Here is a 15930-nt window from a genome sequence, read left to right on the forward strand (position 1 = left end):
ATCTTAAAAGCACTGGCTTAACCCTTACACCTGTTTAACTTTTAAGTTCTAGAGCGGAAGACTAGCACGCATCCTCCGGTAGGTACTTCAACACTTACCTTAAACCTAGTGGGCGAACCACTTAGACTGGTCAACTAGGCAATTTCTGTGCCCGCGCTGTCTCGGTACTCCGAGCAGCGCCGGGTGATTGACTATCCCAGCATAAAAGTTTGACTCGTTTCTGGAACAGCAGTTGTTTCACATTTCCCGCCTGCTGGAGACTTCCTCCATCTTAGAACACTCGGAAACTCCGACCTCTTTGTTACAAAAATTTACCTTACGTAGCGACAAACTGTATCCAATGATACTTGCGACCTTGGCAACATGATTATTCCGACAGAGAATCCACTTGCCGCTCGAATTAATTAATGTTATTGATGATATGTCAAGGTATAAATTGTGTATCTGCGCCCTCGACTAGCATCTCAAAAATATTTGTCGCCATCAGCGAATGCCTGTGTTTGCAATTATAGTGAAAGGTACAACAAAATGAAATGTTTTCTACATCGGGCTACACTTGCCGTCGCCGTATCTGCGATCGCAGCTACCGTGCCCAGTTCACTGGCACCGATGCGCGCACAATCCCAGCCGCTTCTGCTGAGTCAAAATGTTAATTTCAAGCCTCCCGATGTAACAGCCCCCGCCAACCGACAAGGAGGAACACATCGCGGCAACAAGCTTTGTCCAGCGGGTTTATCTATTACTCCTTTAGTACCTCCAACTAATATCGGTTTAACCCTAACGGATTCTCCCACAATTTTTGTCTATGTTCCTCAAACCTCTGCAAAAATAGAGTTTACTGTGCTCAACGACAAGGAAGAGGAAGTGGTCTACGAAAAAACATTTAAACTAGACAAATCTGGGATTGTTGGAGTTACTATTCCTGCTACCGTGGACAACAACAAATCCCTTGAAGTTGGTAAGCGATACGTGTGGTCATTTTCGCTAGTTTGCGACCCCGAAGACCGATCGGCAGATTTAGTTGTTAAAGGGTTCGTGCAGCGAATTGAACCGCAGGCAAATCTCAAGAGCGATTTGGCAAATCCCGACCCCATGACTAGGCTCAACGTTTATGCTCAAAATGGGATTTGGTACGAAACTATCGCTACTTTAGCCCAAATGCGGCGCCAGACACCGGGGGATGTGAAGCTGACAGCCAAGTGGACGCAATTATTGCAGTCCCAAGGACTGGAATCAGTTGCAGCTCAACCACTGGTTGCGCCTCTTTAAATCTCGCTATTTCTTGAAGTTTTGTCGGTCTTCCTATTGCGATGTGAAAATTGATTGACAAATTTACTTGATCGCGCCCGGAGCTAAAACTCCGGGTTAACATTAGAGATGTACTCTATAAATATTTCTACAAGTTGGTGGAAAAATGAAACGTTTTATAAATTTTACTGCACTGGTGATGACTGTATTGACGATCGCCGTTACTCTCCCCAGTTTGCTTACACCGATGCAGGCTGTGCCCGCACCAATCCTGCTGAGTCAGAATGTTAATTTCACACCTCCCGATGTAACAGCCCCCGACAACCGGCAAGGGGGGACGCATCGAGGCTGTAAGTTACGGGATGGTTTATTCATTACTCCCTTAATACCTGAAAGCAATATTGGCTTAACGCTAACAGAGTCGCCAACATTTTTTGTATATGTTTCTCAACCAGCGGCTCAAGTAGAGTTTATTTTGCTAAACGAAGATGAATCCGAAGTAGTTTACGAAACTACTTTAAAAAATGACAAAGCCGGAATTGTTGGAGTTAGCCTTTCTGAGAAAGACAAGACAAAAAATATTGAGGTTGGTAAGCGATATGTGTGGTCGTTTGCACTAGCCTGCGATCCTCTGGAGCGTTCTGGAGATTATATTGTTAAAGGATGGATGCAGCGAATTGAACCCCAGGCAAATCTCAAGAACGATTTGGCAAATCCCGACCCTATGGCTAAGGTGATGGCTTATGCTAGAAATGGGATTTGGTACGAGACTCTTGCTACTCTAGCCGAAATGCGGCGCCTCGCACCCAATGATTCGCGGCTGACGACCGAGTGGACGCAATTGTTGCAGTCCCAAGGACTAGAATCGATTGCCGCTCAACCGCTAGTTCAGTCTTTTTAATAACGACTCTTGACCAATCATTGCTGAGTGTTTGCATAGTCAATTCTTCAATTATTCAATCCAGTGACCGAAAGCAGCCAGGGTACAAGCCCCCCCTCTTTATCCTGGTACAACCCAAAAATAGTATCCGATAACCAGTCCCCGGATTCATCAGTGATATCGCTTCGTTCAATTCTCAAATTCTTCAATTATTCAATCCAAAATCCAAAATCTAAAATCTAAAATCGATTGATGGCTAATAACTTTCCGACAATTCTAGCTCTTGATTTTGACGGTGTGATTTGTGACGGACTAATCGAATATTTCCAAACTGCTTGGCGTGCCTATTGTCAAATCTGGAAACCAGTCGAAACAGTGCCCGATCCCGATTTAGCTTTGAGTTTTTACCGAGTGCGGCCCGCCATCGAAACCGGTTGGGAAATGCCGCTGCTAATCCGCGCACTACTGACAGGAATTTCCCCAGAGCAAATTTTGCTAGAGTGGCCCAATATAGTACCGTATTTGTTGACCGAAAATAATTTAAAAGCGCAGTCTGTCGGTGCTATGTTAGACGGATTGCGGGATAATTGGATTGCTGAGGATTTATCTGGGTGGCTGTCTTTGCACCGCTTTTATCCAGGGGTTGCCGATCGCTTGCACTCGTTGCAGGAGAGTTCGGTGAAAGTGGCGATCGTCACTACGAAGGAAGGCCGTTTTGTGCGGGAACTTTTGCAACTAGCAGGCGTACCAATGCCCTCGGAGTTGATTTTTGGTAAGGAATACAACAAGCCAAAACACCAAATTTTGCGGGAATTTTTGGCCGCTTCTGGCAAAGATTCGACTATTTGGTTTGTGGAAGACAGGTTAAAAACTTTGCTGTCGGTGAAGCAGCAGCCGGATTTATCTCAGGTGAGGTTATTTTTGGCTGATTGGGGTTACAATACTTTGCCAGAACGGGAATCTGTGGCTCAAAATCCACCAGTTCAATTGCTTTCTCTGTCCCAGTTTGCCGGAGATTTTGCCGATTGGCTGTCGATCGACTGTTGATGTTAGATTTGTTCACAGTGGTGATTTTTTTCGCTTTTCAGATTTAAAAAAAAATCACAAAAATTTACATTTTTTTGGTTGACTTTTGCGGCGTAGACATGGTATTTTAATATAATGGGATGGTGGCAAAAATAATATTTTTGCCACCATCCCATTATAAGATAAATATAACAGAAATTTCTCAAAAAAGCAAGCCGATCGACAAAAAAAAAAGGTTTTTTTTTAGACTATTGCAGGTACTCTTGACCTCAAAAACCTGGTTTTTTTACTATTTCTGGGGGCGCGCACGCACGAAGTGTTTTAGTTAATTAAACCGCGTCTATCACAAAAAAACCAGATTCGGAACCAAAAAATTGAAAAGTGTTTTGATAATTTATCAGCTTGAAAGCTTTCTAATATTGAGACTTAAAACCCATGCTCGATTTAACTAAAGCAGCCAAGGCAATGCAGGGAATGAGCCAACATTTGAATGTGGAAGCGGCTGCCGCTCGCCAGCGTTTGGAAGTGGCTCAGAATTTGCTGGTAAAGGCTGCTGCGGAACAGGAAAAATTGGTGGAATTGCAAGAGAATTGGCGCGATCGCACTTTATTCAATGCTGCCACGCCGATCGAGCCATTAGACGATCGCACCTACATCACCGCACCCCCCGCCTCTCACACAGTCTTTGCCACAGACGGATCGCAAATTTCCCCCAACCATCACGAAATAGCCTACTGCTACCTGCTAAACGTCGGCACAGTCATGCTACACTACGGCCAAAGTCGCCACCCAGTTTTAGACAGCGTACCCGAAGTTTTCTACAAACCCGAAGACTTGTACGGTTCGCGACAGTGGGGAATTAGAACCGAAGAATGGATGGGATACCGGCGAGCAGTTTCCGAAGCAATTGCCTTAGCAGAAATGGGCTGCAATTGGGCAAAAGTTAACGACAATAAATTGCCCGCGCCAGCTTTAGCAATGGTAGACGGTTCCCTGATTTATTGGTTTTTGGAACAGTTACCCAGCGAAGCGCGCGATCAAATTTTGCTGCCAATTTTAGAATCTTGGGACAAGTTGCGTTTAGCAGGAATTCCGCTGTTAGGATACTTAAGCGCTTCTCGCAGCAGCGAAAGCTTATCTTTTTTGCGGTTTGAAGCTTGCACACACGAAGTACCCGACTGCATGACAAATTGCCCAAACGTCGGATTTGCTGCCACAATTTCTTTCGCCGAAAAAGCACCTTGTCAAGAATTTGAACCTTTGCGCGATGCCATATTGTGGGCAACAATCCTCTCACCGGGACAAAGAAGCCCTTTATGGAAATCCCAAGCTCGAATTTTAGATTTGTACGGCCTCAATTCAGTTTATTTCTGTTACGTTCACGTTGGCACAGAAATTGCTAGAATAGAAGTGCCGGAATGGGTAGCACAAGATACAGCACAGCTAGATTTAGCATTAGGAATGATGCTGGCTCAAGTACACAAAGGCGGCGGCTATCCGGTGACGCTAGCAGAAGCTCATAATCAAGCGGTAGTCACGGGGGGCGATCGAACTCGCTTTTTCGCTTTGTTAGAGCAGCAAATGATTAAAGCAGGCTTAAAAAATGTCGGAATTTCTTATAAGGAAACACGGAAGCGCGGCAGTATTGCTTAAAGTAATAAGTAGAGTAATCTTGGACGCAGAAACCGGGTTTTTACGGAAATACTGCATTTAAGCCTTTAACAGAGAGAAAAAACCCGGTTTCTTTGGTATTGATGCGTAAGTTATGTAGAGTTAAAATCAAGTTAAAAATGTTATATGCCAATAGAACTAATTATCTTAATTGCTTCGTTACTTGTATCTTGGCTGGTGTTTAATTGGGCTTTTAAAGTATTGAAAGCCAGCATCGGGACAGCGATTGGTTTAGCAGCAATTGTGCTGACGATGCAGTTATTGTTTGGCATCGGCCCAAATCAGCTTTTCCAACATATAATTCACTTGCCGGAAACCCTGGGGAAAATGATTTCAGGCAAATGAATCAATTTTAGAGTTGCGATTTTAGATTTTAGATTCTTTTAGATACCCGACTTCTTCAAGAAGTCGGGTATCTGGGTATTCCGAGAATTTTCCCTCTTATCGATAATTCATCCGTGTATCCGTGTCAAAATCCGTGTCGTGCCTTCCTTCAGATATTAACTTCCCAGCATTTGCAAGTTGTACAAACTGGCATACAAACCTTCTAGCTGCAACAATTCTTCGTGGCTTCCCGATTCTACTAACTGCCCGCGTTTGAGCACTAAAATACGATCGACATTTCGGATAGTCGAGAGCCTGTGGGCAATAATTATCGCCGTTCTGTCCGCCATCAAACGCTCTAGAGCTTCTTGAATTAAAGCTTCCGTCCCCACATCCAAACTAGCAGTGGCCTCGTCTAGAACTAAAATACTGGGATTGCGAATAGCAGCGCGAGCAAACGCTAATAATTGCTTTTGTCCCCCCGAAAGATTGGTTCCCCGTTCCCGCAATTGCGTATCATAACCTTGAGGCAACTGTTCGATTAAACGGGCAACATTAGTCTTTTCTGCTGCTGCTTGAATTTCCTCAATCGAGTAACTTTCTCCCAGGCTGATATTGCTCTTCACGTCACCAGCAAATAGGAAGCCATCTTGGATAATCACGCCTATGTGCCTGCGTAACTCTGCTTGAGGCAAATCCCGAATATCCACATGATTAACCAGAATCCGTCCTCGGCTAGGTTCGTAAAGGCGGCACAGGAGACGGATAATCGAACTTTTGCCCGCACCAGTGGGGCCAACTAATGCTACTTTTTCGCCGGATTTGATGGTGAAATTGAGGTTTTGCAGGACATATTCGTCTTGTTTGTAAGCAAACCACACGTTGTCAAATTGGATTTCTCCCGATTCAGAATTCTGCGATGTGGCATTTTCTCCCCCCCGAAGCTTGGGGGGATTGGCGGGGGGTGATTGGGGATTGTTAGGCACTAAACGATATTCGGAACTTGCTGGATTTTGATGATTATCTGCCAATTCTCGATAGAACGGAGACAAGTTGTAAGCCGTTGCCTCTGGATGCCCAGTTATCAACAACGGTGAATAACCTGCCCTTCTTCCTTCTTCCCTCTTCCCTCTTCCTTCTTCCCTCTTCTCTCTTCCTTCTTCCTTCTTCCCGCTAGTTGGATCTTTAATTTCGATCGGTTCGTTGAGAATATCGCTAATGCGTTCGACAGCGGTAAATCCTGCTTGAATTGCAGTGAATTTCTCAGCAAATTGCCGCAGCGGATCGAAGAGACGCTGAGCAAATAAAATGAATGCCGAGAGAGTACCGAAGTTAAGATTACCGGCTAAAACTCTTTGACCACCCATCCACAAAACGGCTGCAATCGCGACTAAAGCAATCCATTCTAATGTCGCAGATACGGCGGAGTCGTAAAATATAGTTTTGTCAACTGCTTTAATGTAGCGTTTATTCGTGACGCGAAACAATTGTGAGTTGAATCTTTCGCGGCGGAATAGCTGCACTACGCCAATACCAGTCAAGTTTTCTTGCAGTTGGGCGTTGAGTTCGGAAAGTTCTTCTCTGGTATTGTAATTTGCTATGCGATATTGATACTGAAAATAAACTATGACTGCGGTAATTGGTATCATCATCAGCACCAACATTAAAGCTAGTTGCCACTGCATGGTAAACATGAAAATGGCAATTACTAAAATTGAAAATAAATCGCTGACAATGCCGATCGCCCCTGAAGAGAAAACCTCTCCCAAAGCTTCTACATCGCTGGTGAGGCGAGTCATCAGTTTACCGACAGGAGTGCGATCGAAAAATCTCACTGCTAGCGATGTGACGTGGGCGAACAAATCATTTCTAATATCTGTAGTAATTATTTGCCCTACTTTCGTGACTAAATAGCCTTGAACTGATTGCAGTGCTAATCTAAGTGTTATAGTTAGCATGAGCAAAATAGCCAAAATATTCAAGGCAGCAGATAGAGACAATCCCCGCAAGAATTCGTAGGTAGGTTCCGAGCGAATTACCGAAATTGCCTGTCCGATGAGAATGGGTTGAATTGCTCCTGAGACTGCTAGCGGTACTAATAGTGCGATCGCAATAATCAACAAGCGTTTGCTGCGGGTTGCGTAAGATGCCAACCTCATGAATAACCGCCAGTCTGTTTCCTGGCCGGATTTGTTTTTGGTATCTGCTACTGGTGAGGAAGTTGTCATCCGATTTTAGATTTTAGATTTTAGATTTTAGATTGCAGAAGCTATTATGCTGCTAAATTCGGCGGCTTTTTCTTTTTCTGAGGATATCGAGCTTTTTTTCGCTGCGCGGCTTGTAGGGCGGGCTGGCGATATCAGTTCGCTCAGCTTTTAGCAAAAAAGCTGTACAATATATCCAACTCATAATTGTAGCAAATAGAGCCAGTCAAATTAGGAAATATTCTACAGAGCCAGCAAATTATCGAACCAGACAGCGCTCAGTCACCCCTATTTATTACCACAGCGGATACCCGCTACTTGCCACTTTATGCCTTTAGACATAGAGTTGACCACGGGTTTTAGTTACTGTGTCAAATGCTGGGTTTTCAAAATGCAGTTCACTGCATTGAAGAGATTGATTTTACATTTAACCGTCGTCCCCAGGAAAGTGTATTAGACTTTTTGCTGATAAATTATGCAAGAAATAGAGACAGCCAGATTGTATCTGAGACAATTTACGCCAGACGACTTAGATGATCTGTACCGTATTTACAGTGATGCAGAAATAATGAAATACTTGAGAGGAGTTAAAACTAGAGAAGAAACAGAAATCGCCCTTCATACCATGCTCAAAAGTTGGGAAGAAAACCATTTCGGAATGTGGGCTTTAGTACATAAAATAGACCGTAAAATGATTGGTCGCTGCGGACTGGTTTTTCTGGACAAGACACCGGAAGTAGAGCTGGGCTATGCGCTAGACAAAGTTTATTGGAATCAAGGATTGGTTACAGAAGCATCTTTTGCTAGTCTAAATTATGGATTTAAAATATTAAACTTGGAGAGAATAGTTGCGATCGCCCGACCCGAAAATATCGCCTCGCAGCGGGTGATACAGAAAGTTGGCATGAAATATGAAAAAAATGCTCATTATTACGAAACTGATGTAGTATATTATTCTATCTCGCGAGAAAGTTACCAGGCAAAAGTAGTTGTGTAGGGTGCGCTAGGCGCACCTTACTGCATTTAAATTACTCACATTGCAATTTGTCATTATTTCCTGCTGACAACTACGAAGTTCTTTGCAATTGCTTGTTAACTTTTTGAATTTTCTTAGCAAAATACTCTTGTCTGTGTCCCAATTTTTTAGCCACGTCCAACCCTTTTTGATAGGCTTCTAAAGCTTTATCGTAAGCCTTCATCTCTTGATAAACTTGACCGATATTGTCATAAGTGTTCATCAATCCGTAGAAATTGTAAGCCCGCTCTTCTAACAGCAACTGCATTTGATAAATCCGCAAAGTCGGCTCCCACTGGTTTTGCGCTCGATAAAGTAATGCTAATTTATCCAAAGCTTCGCTAGCTTGGGCATACTGTTGAATGGGGACGGCTAAATTGTAGGCTTCCTGATAGTATTGAGCGGCTAAATTGATTTGACCTATGGTTTGGTAGTCACTGGCGATCGCAATTTTGAGCGGTGGTATAGCGCTGGGATTTTGCAAGTTAAGATACACTGAGGCTAGTTTTTCCCTAGCTGCGATCGCCTTTAGGGGTTGTTTCGACTGTTGGTAAACGTAGGCCAACTGTCTCAGGGTATCTACCTCAGTTGGAGGAGTTACAGGTTGCGGCGGCGCACCGTTTCCCGCAACAACAGCAGAATTTTGCACAGCAGAATTAGCAGCAAATAAAGCGCGGTTTTCCTGAATTAAAGTTGCCAATTCCTCATACACCGGAGCAGCTTTATCGTAACTCAACCAATTGATGTGAATTAGCCCGATCGCCTTCAAAATCTGACCTTCAGCCAATATATCTAGGTTTTGGCGCGCCTTTTCGAGAATTTCTTGGTAAACTTCTACAGTCGGCCCTTTAGCGCGCACCTGCTGAAAAGCCGCAGCGAAGGCGGGTAGCAACTCAGTATTAAGTGGTACTTGGGATTTGACTTCTTTTTGAATTGCTTGCAACCGTTTGGTAATAAGCTGTAGTTCGAGGTTTTTACCATTACTCCAAGCAACACTTCCCACCCGACTCAAAGCAGCAATTTCCGCCGCCGGGCCCAGATACCTCCGCAGCCGCAATTCTCGGAACCAAATTTCAAAAGCACCCGCGCCGTCTCCAGCTTGCAGTTTAGTCGCTGCTTCTAAGTTTAACTCTTCCAAAGCCGCTGTCAGTTCGTCCCGCTGAGTGCTGCTCAAAGATTCACTGGCAGGAGCTAGGGGATCGGGTGTGGTAAGTTCTAGAGGATTAGGAGAAAATTGATCGAGGGCTGGTGGATTAGTTTGGGCGCTAGCAATAGAACCAGCACACAGCCACAAAAAAAGCAAGCACCCAATTGGTACAGAACTTCTGATTCTCAAAATTTGGTTGCCACGATTCGGCATCTTTTCTGGAAACATCAAGTTTTGCATATCTACAAAACGGTATAAATTATGTCACAAAGATGGCACAAAAGCAAACTGTTCAACAAGAGCAACAAAATAAATGTCACCGCACTGAGCAATTATTGGGATTTAAAGACGCTGGGCGATCCTCTTCGTTGGCGTAGCCCCCGTAGGGGCGGGCTTCGCCAACGTATTTTACGCTTATTCAGTCTAGCCCTAATTCTCTTAACTGTTTGCACAGCTTGCGCCCCCCCTCCCGCAGTTGCAAAAGACCGCTCTTTTCCAGAATTGTCCCTAGAATTTTTGGGCGAGTACCAATTGCCAAAAATGAATTTTGAAGGAGTACCCGTCGGCGGTTTGTCAGGAATTACCTACGACCCCAAAGGTATTAGCGCAGTCACTTCCAAAGCTTATCGCTTTTACGCTCTCTCCGACGACCCCAGCGAAAACGGAGAAGCGAGATTTTACAGTCTCCGACTAGACCTCACATCAAGCGATCCAGCAAATATTCGCCTGAAAAAAGTTACCGTTGAAGGCGTTACCTCCCTCAAAAAAGCAGACGGTGAAACCTTCTCTTGGGGTTCCATCAATCCCGAAGGCATCGCCCTTTCTCCCCGCAATTCAGTATTTGTCGCCAGCGAAGGCGTTACTCATGTGGGCATCCCTCCTTTTCTCGGAGAATTTGACCTCCAAACAGGGCAAATGCGGGGAAATTTGCCGATACCAAAGCGCTATATTCCCGATGCCAGCGATGAAAAACAGCAGCAAGGAGTGGTGGACAATTTAGGTTTTGAATCTTTAACCATCGACCCAGAAACCTTTAGTCCAGGCGGTCTCGATCCGTTTCGTTTGTTCGCAGCTACGGAAGCGCCGTTAATGCAAGATTTAGACCCCGAACAGGCAAGCAAACTGCGTCTTTTACATTATATCATCGTCGATAAAACGCCGCAATTAGTCTCAGAAAATCTTTACAATCTCGACCAAGTTCCCATGACTATTTTGAACGGTTTAACAGAATTAGTAACTGTCGGTGGCGGTCAAATTCTGAGTTTAGAACGTTCTTTTGGCCTGTCGGGATACAGCGCTAGGATTTATCAAATAGCAGTTGGGGCGGCTACAGATACTTCGAGAATCCAGAGTTTTAAAGGACGAGTGGCGGTCGAACCTGTTAAGAAAAAGTTGCTGTTAGACTTAAGCGAACTCGGAATTCCCCTTTACAATTTAGAGGGAATGACCCTCGGCCCGCGCTTGCCAGATGGCAGCCAGAGTATAGTTTTGGTCAGCGATGACAATTTTGATGAAGCGCAGAAAACTCAGTTTATCTTGTTGAGTTTGAAGGGCAAAGGTTAAGTCAGAAGGGCGGGCTAGAAGCCCACCCCACCCCACAAGAAGATTTATTTTAGTAAAAAAATAATATTGCCTGTTTATGAAAACTGTAGAAGAAAATTCACTCTTTGTGGAACAGGCATCTTGCCTGTTCATAAACAGGCTAGAAGCCCACCCCACCCCACAAGAAGATTCTTTGTGAAACAGGCATCTTGCCTGTTTATCAAAACAGTACAATAAAATTCACTCTTTGTGGAACAGGCATCTTGCGGGCTAGAAGCCCACCCCACCCCACAAAAAGATTTATTGTTTGTGAAAAAGGCCCGCAAGCATGTTGAGGAAAACCGTACAATAAAATTCACTCTTTGTGGAACAGGCATCTTGCCTGTTCATAAACAAGTTAAATCAAATTTATCCAACTATAAAATACCCTAATCATGCCAACTCGTAAGACTTTACAATTACCAGAACTCGAACTTTCATACCTAGAATGGCAGCCAGAAACTGGGACAGAAAAAGTTCCGCGTTTGCTGCTGCTGCACGGTTTAGCAGATAGTGCGTGTGTCTGGAGTAGCTTGGGCGATTACTTGTCCAACCGCTATCATATTGTAGCGCCCGATATGCGCGGTCACGGAGAAAGTAGCAAACCGAAAACAGGCTATACTTTTGAAAGTGCGATCGCAGATTTAGAAGCTTTGATGGCACATCTCAACTGGCCAGACGCCCACATTTTAGGACATTCTTGGACGGGCAAACTAGCACCGATTTGGGCGAGGCAAAATCCCGATCGCTTTTGCAGTATGATTTTAGTAGACCCCATCTTCATCACCAAAATGCCCGCGGCGATGAAACTTACCCTGCCAATTGTTTACCGAAAATTAGACTGTCTCAAATGTGTGGGCCCGTTTGCGACTTTATCCCAAGCAGAAGCAGCAGCTAAACAATCGGGAGAATTCGCAGATTGGAGTGATGTGCAGCAAATGGTATTCCAACAGCAAATCGAACCAAAATCCGACGGAAATTGGGGCAGTAAATTTGCGATTGCCGCCAGAAATCAGATATTTTCAGAAGTGATGAAAGTTGCCGGTTTAACTGAAAATATTGAGATACCAACTTTGTTTGTACAGCCGGAAAAAGGCGTAAATCGCATGGCTTGGCAAATGCAGCCATACAAGAGATACTTGAAAAATCTTACTGTTGCAAAAGTACCGGGGAATCACTGGTCTTTTTTGACTCAACCGGAAACTTTTAATCAAACTGTGGCAGATTTTTTAGAGGGCACAAGACAGTGAATGTAGAAATTATCGCACATCGGGGATTTTCGGCGATCGCCCCGGAGAATACTTTAGCAGCTTTTGAACTGGCGATCGCCCGTGGATCTCATTCGATCGAATTTGACCTCCAGCTATCCGCCGACAACGTACCAGTGATTTTTCACGACGCAACATTAGATAGAATCACTGGAGTTTCTGGCAAAGTTAGGGAAAAAACTTTGTCTCAATTGCAAACACTTAATGCGGGAAAATGGTTTAGCGATGAATTTTCACAAGAAAAAATTCCTACCTTAAAAGAATCATTAGCTATCCTCCAAAATGTTGACAAATTTCTTTACTTTGATGTCAAACCTCACTGCGAGTGGTCTGATGCAGATGTCGCGGATTTTGTCAATACTTTGAAGGGCGCAGAGATCCAACATAAATGCGTTATTACTTCCTTTAACGATGGATTTCTGGAACAAGTGCGGCGGCTATCTGGCGATTTGGCGATCGGACACATTGTTGCTAATCTAGAAGCATACAAAACTCAATTTGCTCAAGCTGTGGCGCATCAGGATAATTTGATTAGCAGTCTGTATCGCGTGTTGCTGGAAAACCCGGCACTAATTCAAGAAAGCCGGAGTCAGGGAGTTGACATTGTGGCCTGGACGGTGGACGATCGAGCGGATATGCAAAAGTTAATTGATTTGGGTATAACGCGGATAGTCACTAATTGTTTGATATAATTTGTTTAACTTGATATCTTGCACCATTATTAAGAACGGGCAAGATGCCCGTTCCACAAAACTCAATATATCTTGCACCATTATCAAGAACGGGCAAGATGCCCGTTCCACAAAACTCAATTAATAAATGAATTACTTTCGCAAAAGCATCCAGGAAATGTCTGGCTATGTGCCGGGAGAACAGCCACCGCTAGGCACAAAAATTATTAAACTAAATTCTAATGAAAATCCCTATCCGCCTTCTCCCAAAGCCTTAAAAGTGCTTCAGGAAATAGACGGAGAAATGCTGCGGCGCTATCCAGATCCAACTGGCAAACTTTTCCGCATTGCTGCTAGTAAAGTTTTTGGAGTTGCTGACGATTGGATTATTGTAGGTAACGGCAGCGACGATTTATTAAACTTGATAGTTCGCGCTGTGGGCGAAGCCGGGAAACAGATTGTTTGTCCCGCCCCAACCTATGTATTGTACCGCACTTTGGCAGAAATTCAAGATGCAGAATTTGTCGAAGTTCCTTATCCCGACGACTACAAGTTACCAGTCGATTTGTTAATCGCAGCCCAGGGTGCAGTGACATTTGTAGCTTCGCCAAACAGTCCATCGGGAACAGCCATATCTGTGGCAGATTTGGAGAAACTAGCTAAAGAGTTATCGGGCATTCTTGTCATCGACGAAGCTTATGTAGATTTCGCAGAAAATAATGCTTTGAACTTGACAAAAAAGTACAGTAATGTTATAGTATTGAGGACGCTTTCCAAAGGTTATTCCCTAGCAGGATTGAGGCTGGGTTTTGGCATAGCAAATCCGGCGCTGCTGGCAGAATTAAATAAAATCAAAGACAGCTATAATGTGGATGCTTTAGCCTATGCAGTGGGGGCGGCGGCGATCGCCGATCAAGACCACAAAACAGCCAACGCCGAAAAGATTAAGGCTTCGCGAGCAAAACTAGCCGTTAGTTTCCAGGAATTAGGCTTTGAAGTTTGGCCCTCGCAAACCAACTTTTTGTTAGTTAGGCCACCAAACGGCGATGCAGAAAGAATTTATCAAACACTCAAAGTACGGGGAATATTGATTCGATACTTCAATCAGCCACGATTAGAAGACAAATTGCGGATTAGTGTAGGTACGGAGGAACAGAATCAAATCTTAGTTAAAACTTTGAAAGAAATTCTCTAAATAACGATCGCACTAAAAGTAGTTTCTAGTAATGACTTTAGTCCTCTGATTTGTAGGACTTGCATTCCTGACTACACACAGCTTGATTACGGATAATTATTAGGATTGTCAATCGCCAACCCTGCAGACTGAGCAATATTCAGCAATCGATTGTCCGCCGAAACAAAAACCAGTTGAGTATCTGGCACGGAAACGAGAGTAGATTGAAGGCGCAAAGCTGACGCTAATTGCAAAGCATCATAAGCCCGCAGCGGGTTTTGCATCACCAGTGCGCCCGCTGTTTCTATCAAAGTGCGATCGACTTCAAGAACTTCATACTGGTTGTCAAAATCCGTGCGAAAATCTTCCATAAGTTGGTCAACCTCATCGACAGATAGACTACCCTCTCGTTGACGGCGTGAAAAAGCGCTGCATACCTCCACCCAAGTAATCTGAGAAATCGCGAGAAAGTTACCTGCTGCAGGAAGAGTAATTGATTGAATCCAATTACTTCCCAATTCAGGCACATACCGTTTAACCAAAGCGCTGGTGTCTAAGAAATAGGCATTTACCACGGGCCACGATCCTCAATAACGATTTCAGAAAGAGGTTTCCCCACTCTTCCCTTGAGTTTTTCAAACAGTTCGCGCCGCTTTTGTTCTGCGGCTGCATCTAGCTTAAACTGTTTTGTTGGCAAACCCATCAATTTTCGTACATCCATCAACTTAATCGCCTTTTCGCGATCGCCCTTGAGTTCTTCCGGCGACACTTCCGCTACAATTGTGATTTGCACAGTTTCCCCATCATTCAATGACAAAGGACTCAGAGGACGAAAAATCCCATTTTCGTAGATAGCAGTAATAGTTTCTGGCATAATTAGCCTCTTAATTAAATGCTTTGACTTATTGTACTTCTTTTAATTACTTCGTTGCCACCACAGCCAAATTCCAAGCCAACCGCTTCATCAAAGGCAACCTCTTCAAAAACCCATCCAACCCTTCTAACCGAGAATATTCCGGCTTCAATCTTTCTTGTTCAATGATAATCTTTTTCCAATAACGATCCTCATTCGGATGCACTTTTTCGATTAAATAAAAGCGCAAAAAAATCCACAGCGATGTCAGCCAAAACGTATCATAAGCCGTCTCGGAAAACAAAGACTTGACAAAATTTACAATATTAATATCCAAAGGAGTTTCATCCTCCGTCCGCACCTCAGTAGCCATCCTGCGGTAAACATTAATCACCGGATTGTGCTTCATCGGGTCCCAAAAACAAGCTTTGCCGCCCGGTTTCAGCACGCGGTGCATTTCGCGAATTGCCTGGGATGGTTCCGGCAAATGGTGCAGCAAATTAGAAGCGTAAACAATATCAAAACTGTTGTCCGGGAAATCCATAGCCATTGCATTTACAGTGCAGCCCTCTATTATGACGCCGTTTTTCTCTGCCAATTTCAGAGCAACTTCTACCATGCCCTGAGAATAGTCCGCCGCCACACAATGCGCGCCTTTTTTAGCAAAGTAAACGCTGTTTTCTCCCGCGCCGCAGCCTAAATCTAAGAGGCGTTTGCCAGTAATATCGCCGATTTGTTTGAGAATAAATCTATTTTCTGGTGCTGTACAAGCTTCAAAATAATCATTGACTCGAATGCCGTCAATATCGATCGTAGATGCCCAAGCATCGTGGAATTGTCGCTCTTTTTTTAAAGTTTCGTCTTGCAT

General features: G+C 44.1%; 15 protein-coding genes. 10 read left to right on the forward strand and 5 right to left on the reverse strand.

Translation table 11 applies throughout. The annotated features are described in order from the left end of the window. The first annotated feature begins 528 nt into the window (after window positions 1-528). The 5 genes from QUB24_RS26620 (at window position 529) to QUB24_RS26640 (ending at window position 5170) form a co-directional block, all read left to right on the forward strand. The gene (locus QUB24_RS26620) at window positions 529-1269 is read left to right on the forward strand and encodes a DUF928 domain-containing protein (protein ID WP_333156619.1); all 741 of its coding nucleotides are present in this window, start codon (window positions 529-531) and stop codon (window positions 1267-1269) included. A 145-nt stretch (window positions 1270-1414) separates the two neighbouring features. Continuing rightward, on the forward strand, window positions 1415-2149 hold the full coding sequence (locus tag QUB24_RS26625) for a DUF928 domain-containing protein (protein ID WP_333156620.1): 735 nt from the start codon (window positions 1415-1417) through the stop codon (window positions 2147-2149). A gap of 231 nt (window positions 2150-2380) precedes the next feature. Further along, window positions 2381-3175, forward strand: coding sequence for an HAD family hydrolase (locus QUB24_RS26630; protein ID WP_333156649.1), 795 nt, complete (start codon window positions 2381-2383; stop codon window positions 3173-3175). A 414-nt stretch (window positions 3176-3589) separates the two neighbouring features. Further along, on the forward strand, window positions 3590-4807 hold the full coding sequence (locus tag QUB24_RS26635) for a DNA double-strand break repair nuclease NurA (RefSeq protein WP_333156621.1): 1218 nt from the start codon (window positions 3590-3592) through the stop codon (window positions 4805-4807). 144 nt (window positions 4808-4951) lie between these two features. Beyond that, window positions 4952-5170 (forward strand): hypothetical protein, encoded by a 219-nt coding sequence (locus QUB24_RS26640; RefSeq protein ID WP_006633087.1) that lies wholly within the window; start codon window positions 4952-4954, stop codon window positions 5168-5170. A gap of 155 nt (window positions 5171-5325) precedes the next feature. On the opposite strand, the gene QUB24_RS26645 is transcribed toward QUB24_RS26640, so the two are convergent. Continuing rightward, a complete protein-coding gene (locus QUB24_RS26645) occupies window positions 5326-7377 on the reverse strand; it encodes an ABC transporter ATP-binding protein (RefSeq protein ID WP_333156622.1) in 2052 nt (683 codons plus the stop codon). Window positions 7378-7828: 451 nt separating this feature from the next. On the opposite strand from QUB24_RS26645, the gene QUB24_RS26650 reads away from it, so the two are divergent. Continuing rightward, entirely contained in the window at window positions 7829-8350 is a 522-nt protein-coding gene (locus QUB24_RS26650) for a GNAT family N-acetyltransferase (RefSeq protein WP_333156623.1), read from the forward strand. Window positions 8351-8420: 70 nt separating this feature from the next. On the opposite strand, the gene QUB24_RS26655 is transcribed toward QUB24_RS26650, so the two are convergent. After that, window positions 8421-9755: a tetratricopeptide repeat protein gene (locus QUB24_RS26655; protein ID WP_333156624.1), complete on the reverse strand. Its 1335-nt coding sequence runs from the start codon at window positions 9753-9755 to the stop codon at window positions 8421-8423. A 21-nt stretch (window positions 9756-9776) separates the two neighbouring features. Between QUB24_RS26655 and QUB24_RS26660 the strand changes: the two genes are divergently transcribed. The 4 genes from QUB24_RS26660 (at window position 9777) to hisC (ending at window position 14230) form a co-directional block, all read left to right on the forward strand. Continuing rightward, complete coding sequence (locus QUB24_RS26660; RefSeq protein ID WP_333156625.1) at window positions 9777-11078, forward strand: esterase-like activity of phytase family protein; 1302 nt, start codon at window positions 9777-9779, stop codon at window positions 11076-11078. Between the two features lie 413 nt (window positions 11079-11491). After that, window positions 11492-12346: an alpha/beta hydrolase gene (locus QUB24_RS26665; protein ID WP_333156626.1), complete on the forward strand. Its 855-nt coding sequence runs from the start codon at window positions 11492-11494 to the stop codon at window positions 12344-12346. Next, window positions 12343-13056 carry a glycerophosphodiester phosphodiesterase family protein gene (locus tag QUB24_RS26670; protein WP_333156627.1) on the forward strand — a complete coding sequence of 238 codons (714 nt, stop codon included), beginning with the start codon at window positions 12343-12345 and terminating at the stop codon, window positions 13054-13056. The genes QUB24_RS26665 and QUB24_RS26670 overlap by 4 nt, the downstream gene beginning before the upstream one ends. Window positions 13057-13183: 127 nt before the next feature. After that, window positions 13184-14230, forward strand: a complete 1047-nt coding sequence (gene hisC, locus QUB24_RS26675; RefSeq protein ID WP_333156628.1) for a histidinol-phosphate transaminase — start codon at window positions 13184-13186, stop codon at window positions 14228-14230. Between the two features lie 86 nt (window positions 14231-14316). Here the strand turns inward: hisC and QUB24_RS26680 are convergent, their stop codons facing one another. Genes QUB24_RS26680 through QUB24_RS26690 form a run of 3 tightly spaced genes read right to left on the reverse strand, consistent with a single transcriptional unit; the run spans window position 14317 to window position 15930 of the window. Further along, window positions 14317-14784 (reverse strand): type II toxin-antitoxin system VapC family toxin, encoded by a 468-nt coding sequence (locus QUB24_RS26680; protein ID WP_333156629.1) that lies wholly within the window; start codon window positions 14782-14784, stop codon window positions 14317-14319. Further along, window positions 14778-15083, reverse strand: a complete 306-nt coding sequence (locus QUB24_RS26685; RefSeq protein ID WP_333156630.1) for an antitoxin family protein — start codon at window positions 15081-15083, stop codon at window positions 14778-14780. Before QUB24_RS26685 ends, QUB24_RS26680 begins: the two co-directional genes overlap by 7 nt. Before the next feature lie 46 nt (window positions 15084-15129). Further along, window positions 15130-15930 (reverse strand): class I SAM-dependent methyltransferase, encoded by an 801-nt coding sequence (locus QUB24_RS26690; RefSeq protein WP_333156631.1) that lies wholly within the window; start codon window positions 15928-15930, stop codon window positions 15130-15132.

The organism is Microcoleus sp. B9-D4, from assembly GCF_036705105.1.
Taxonomy (GTDB): domain Bacteria; phylum Cyanobacteriota; class Cyanobacteriia; order Cyanobacteriales; family Microcoleaceae; genus Microcoleus.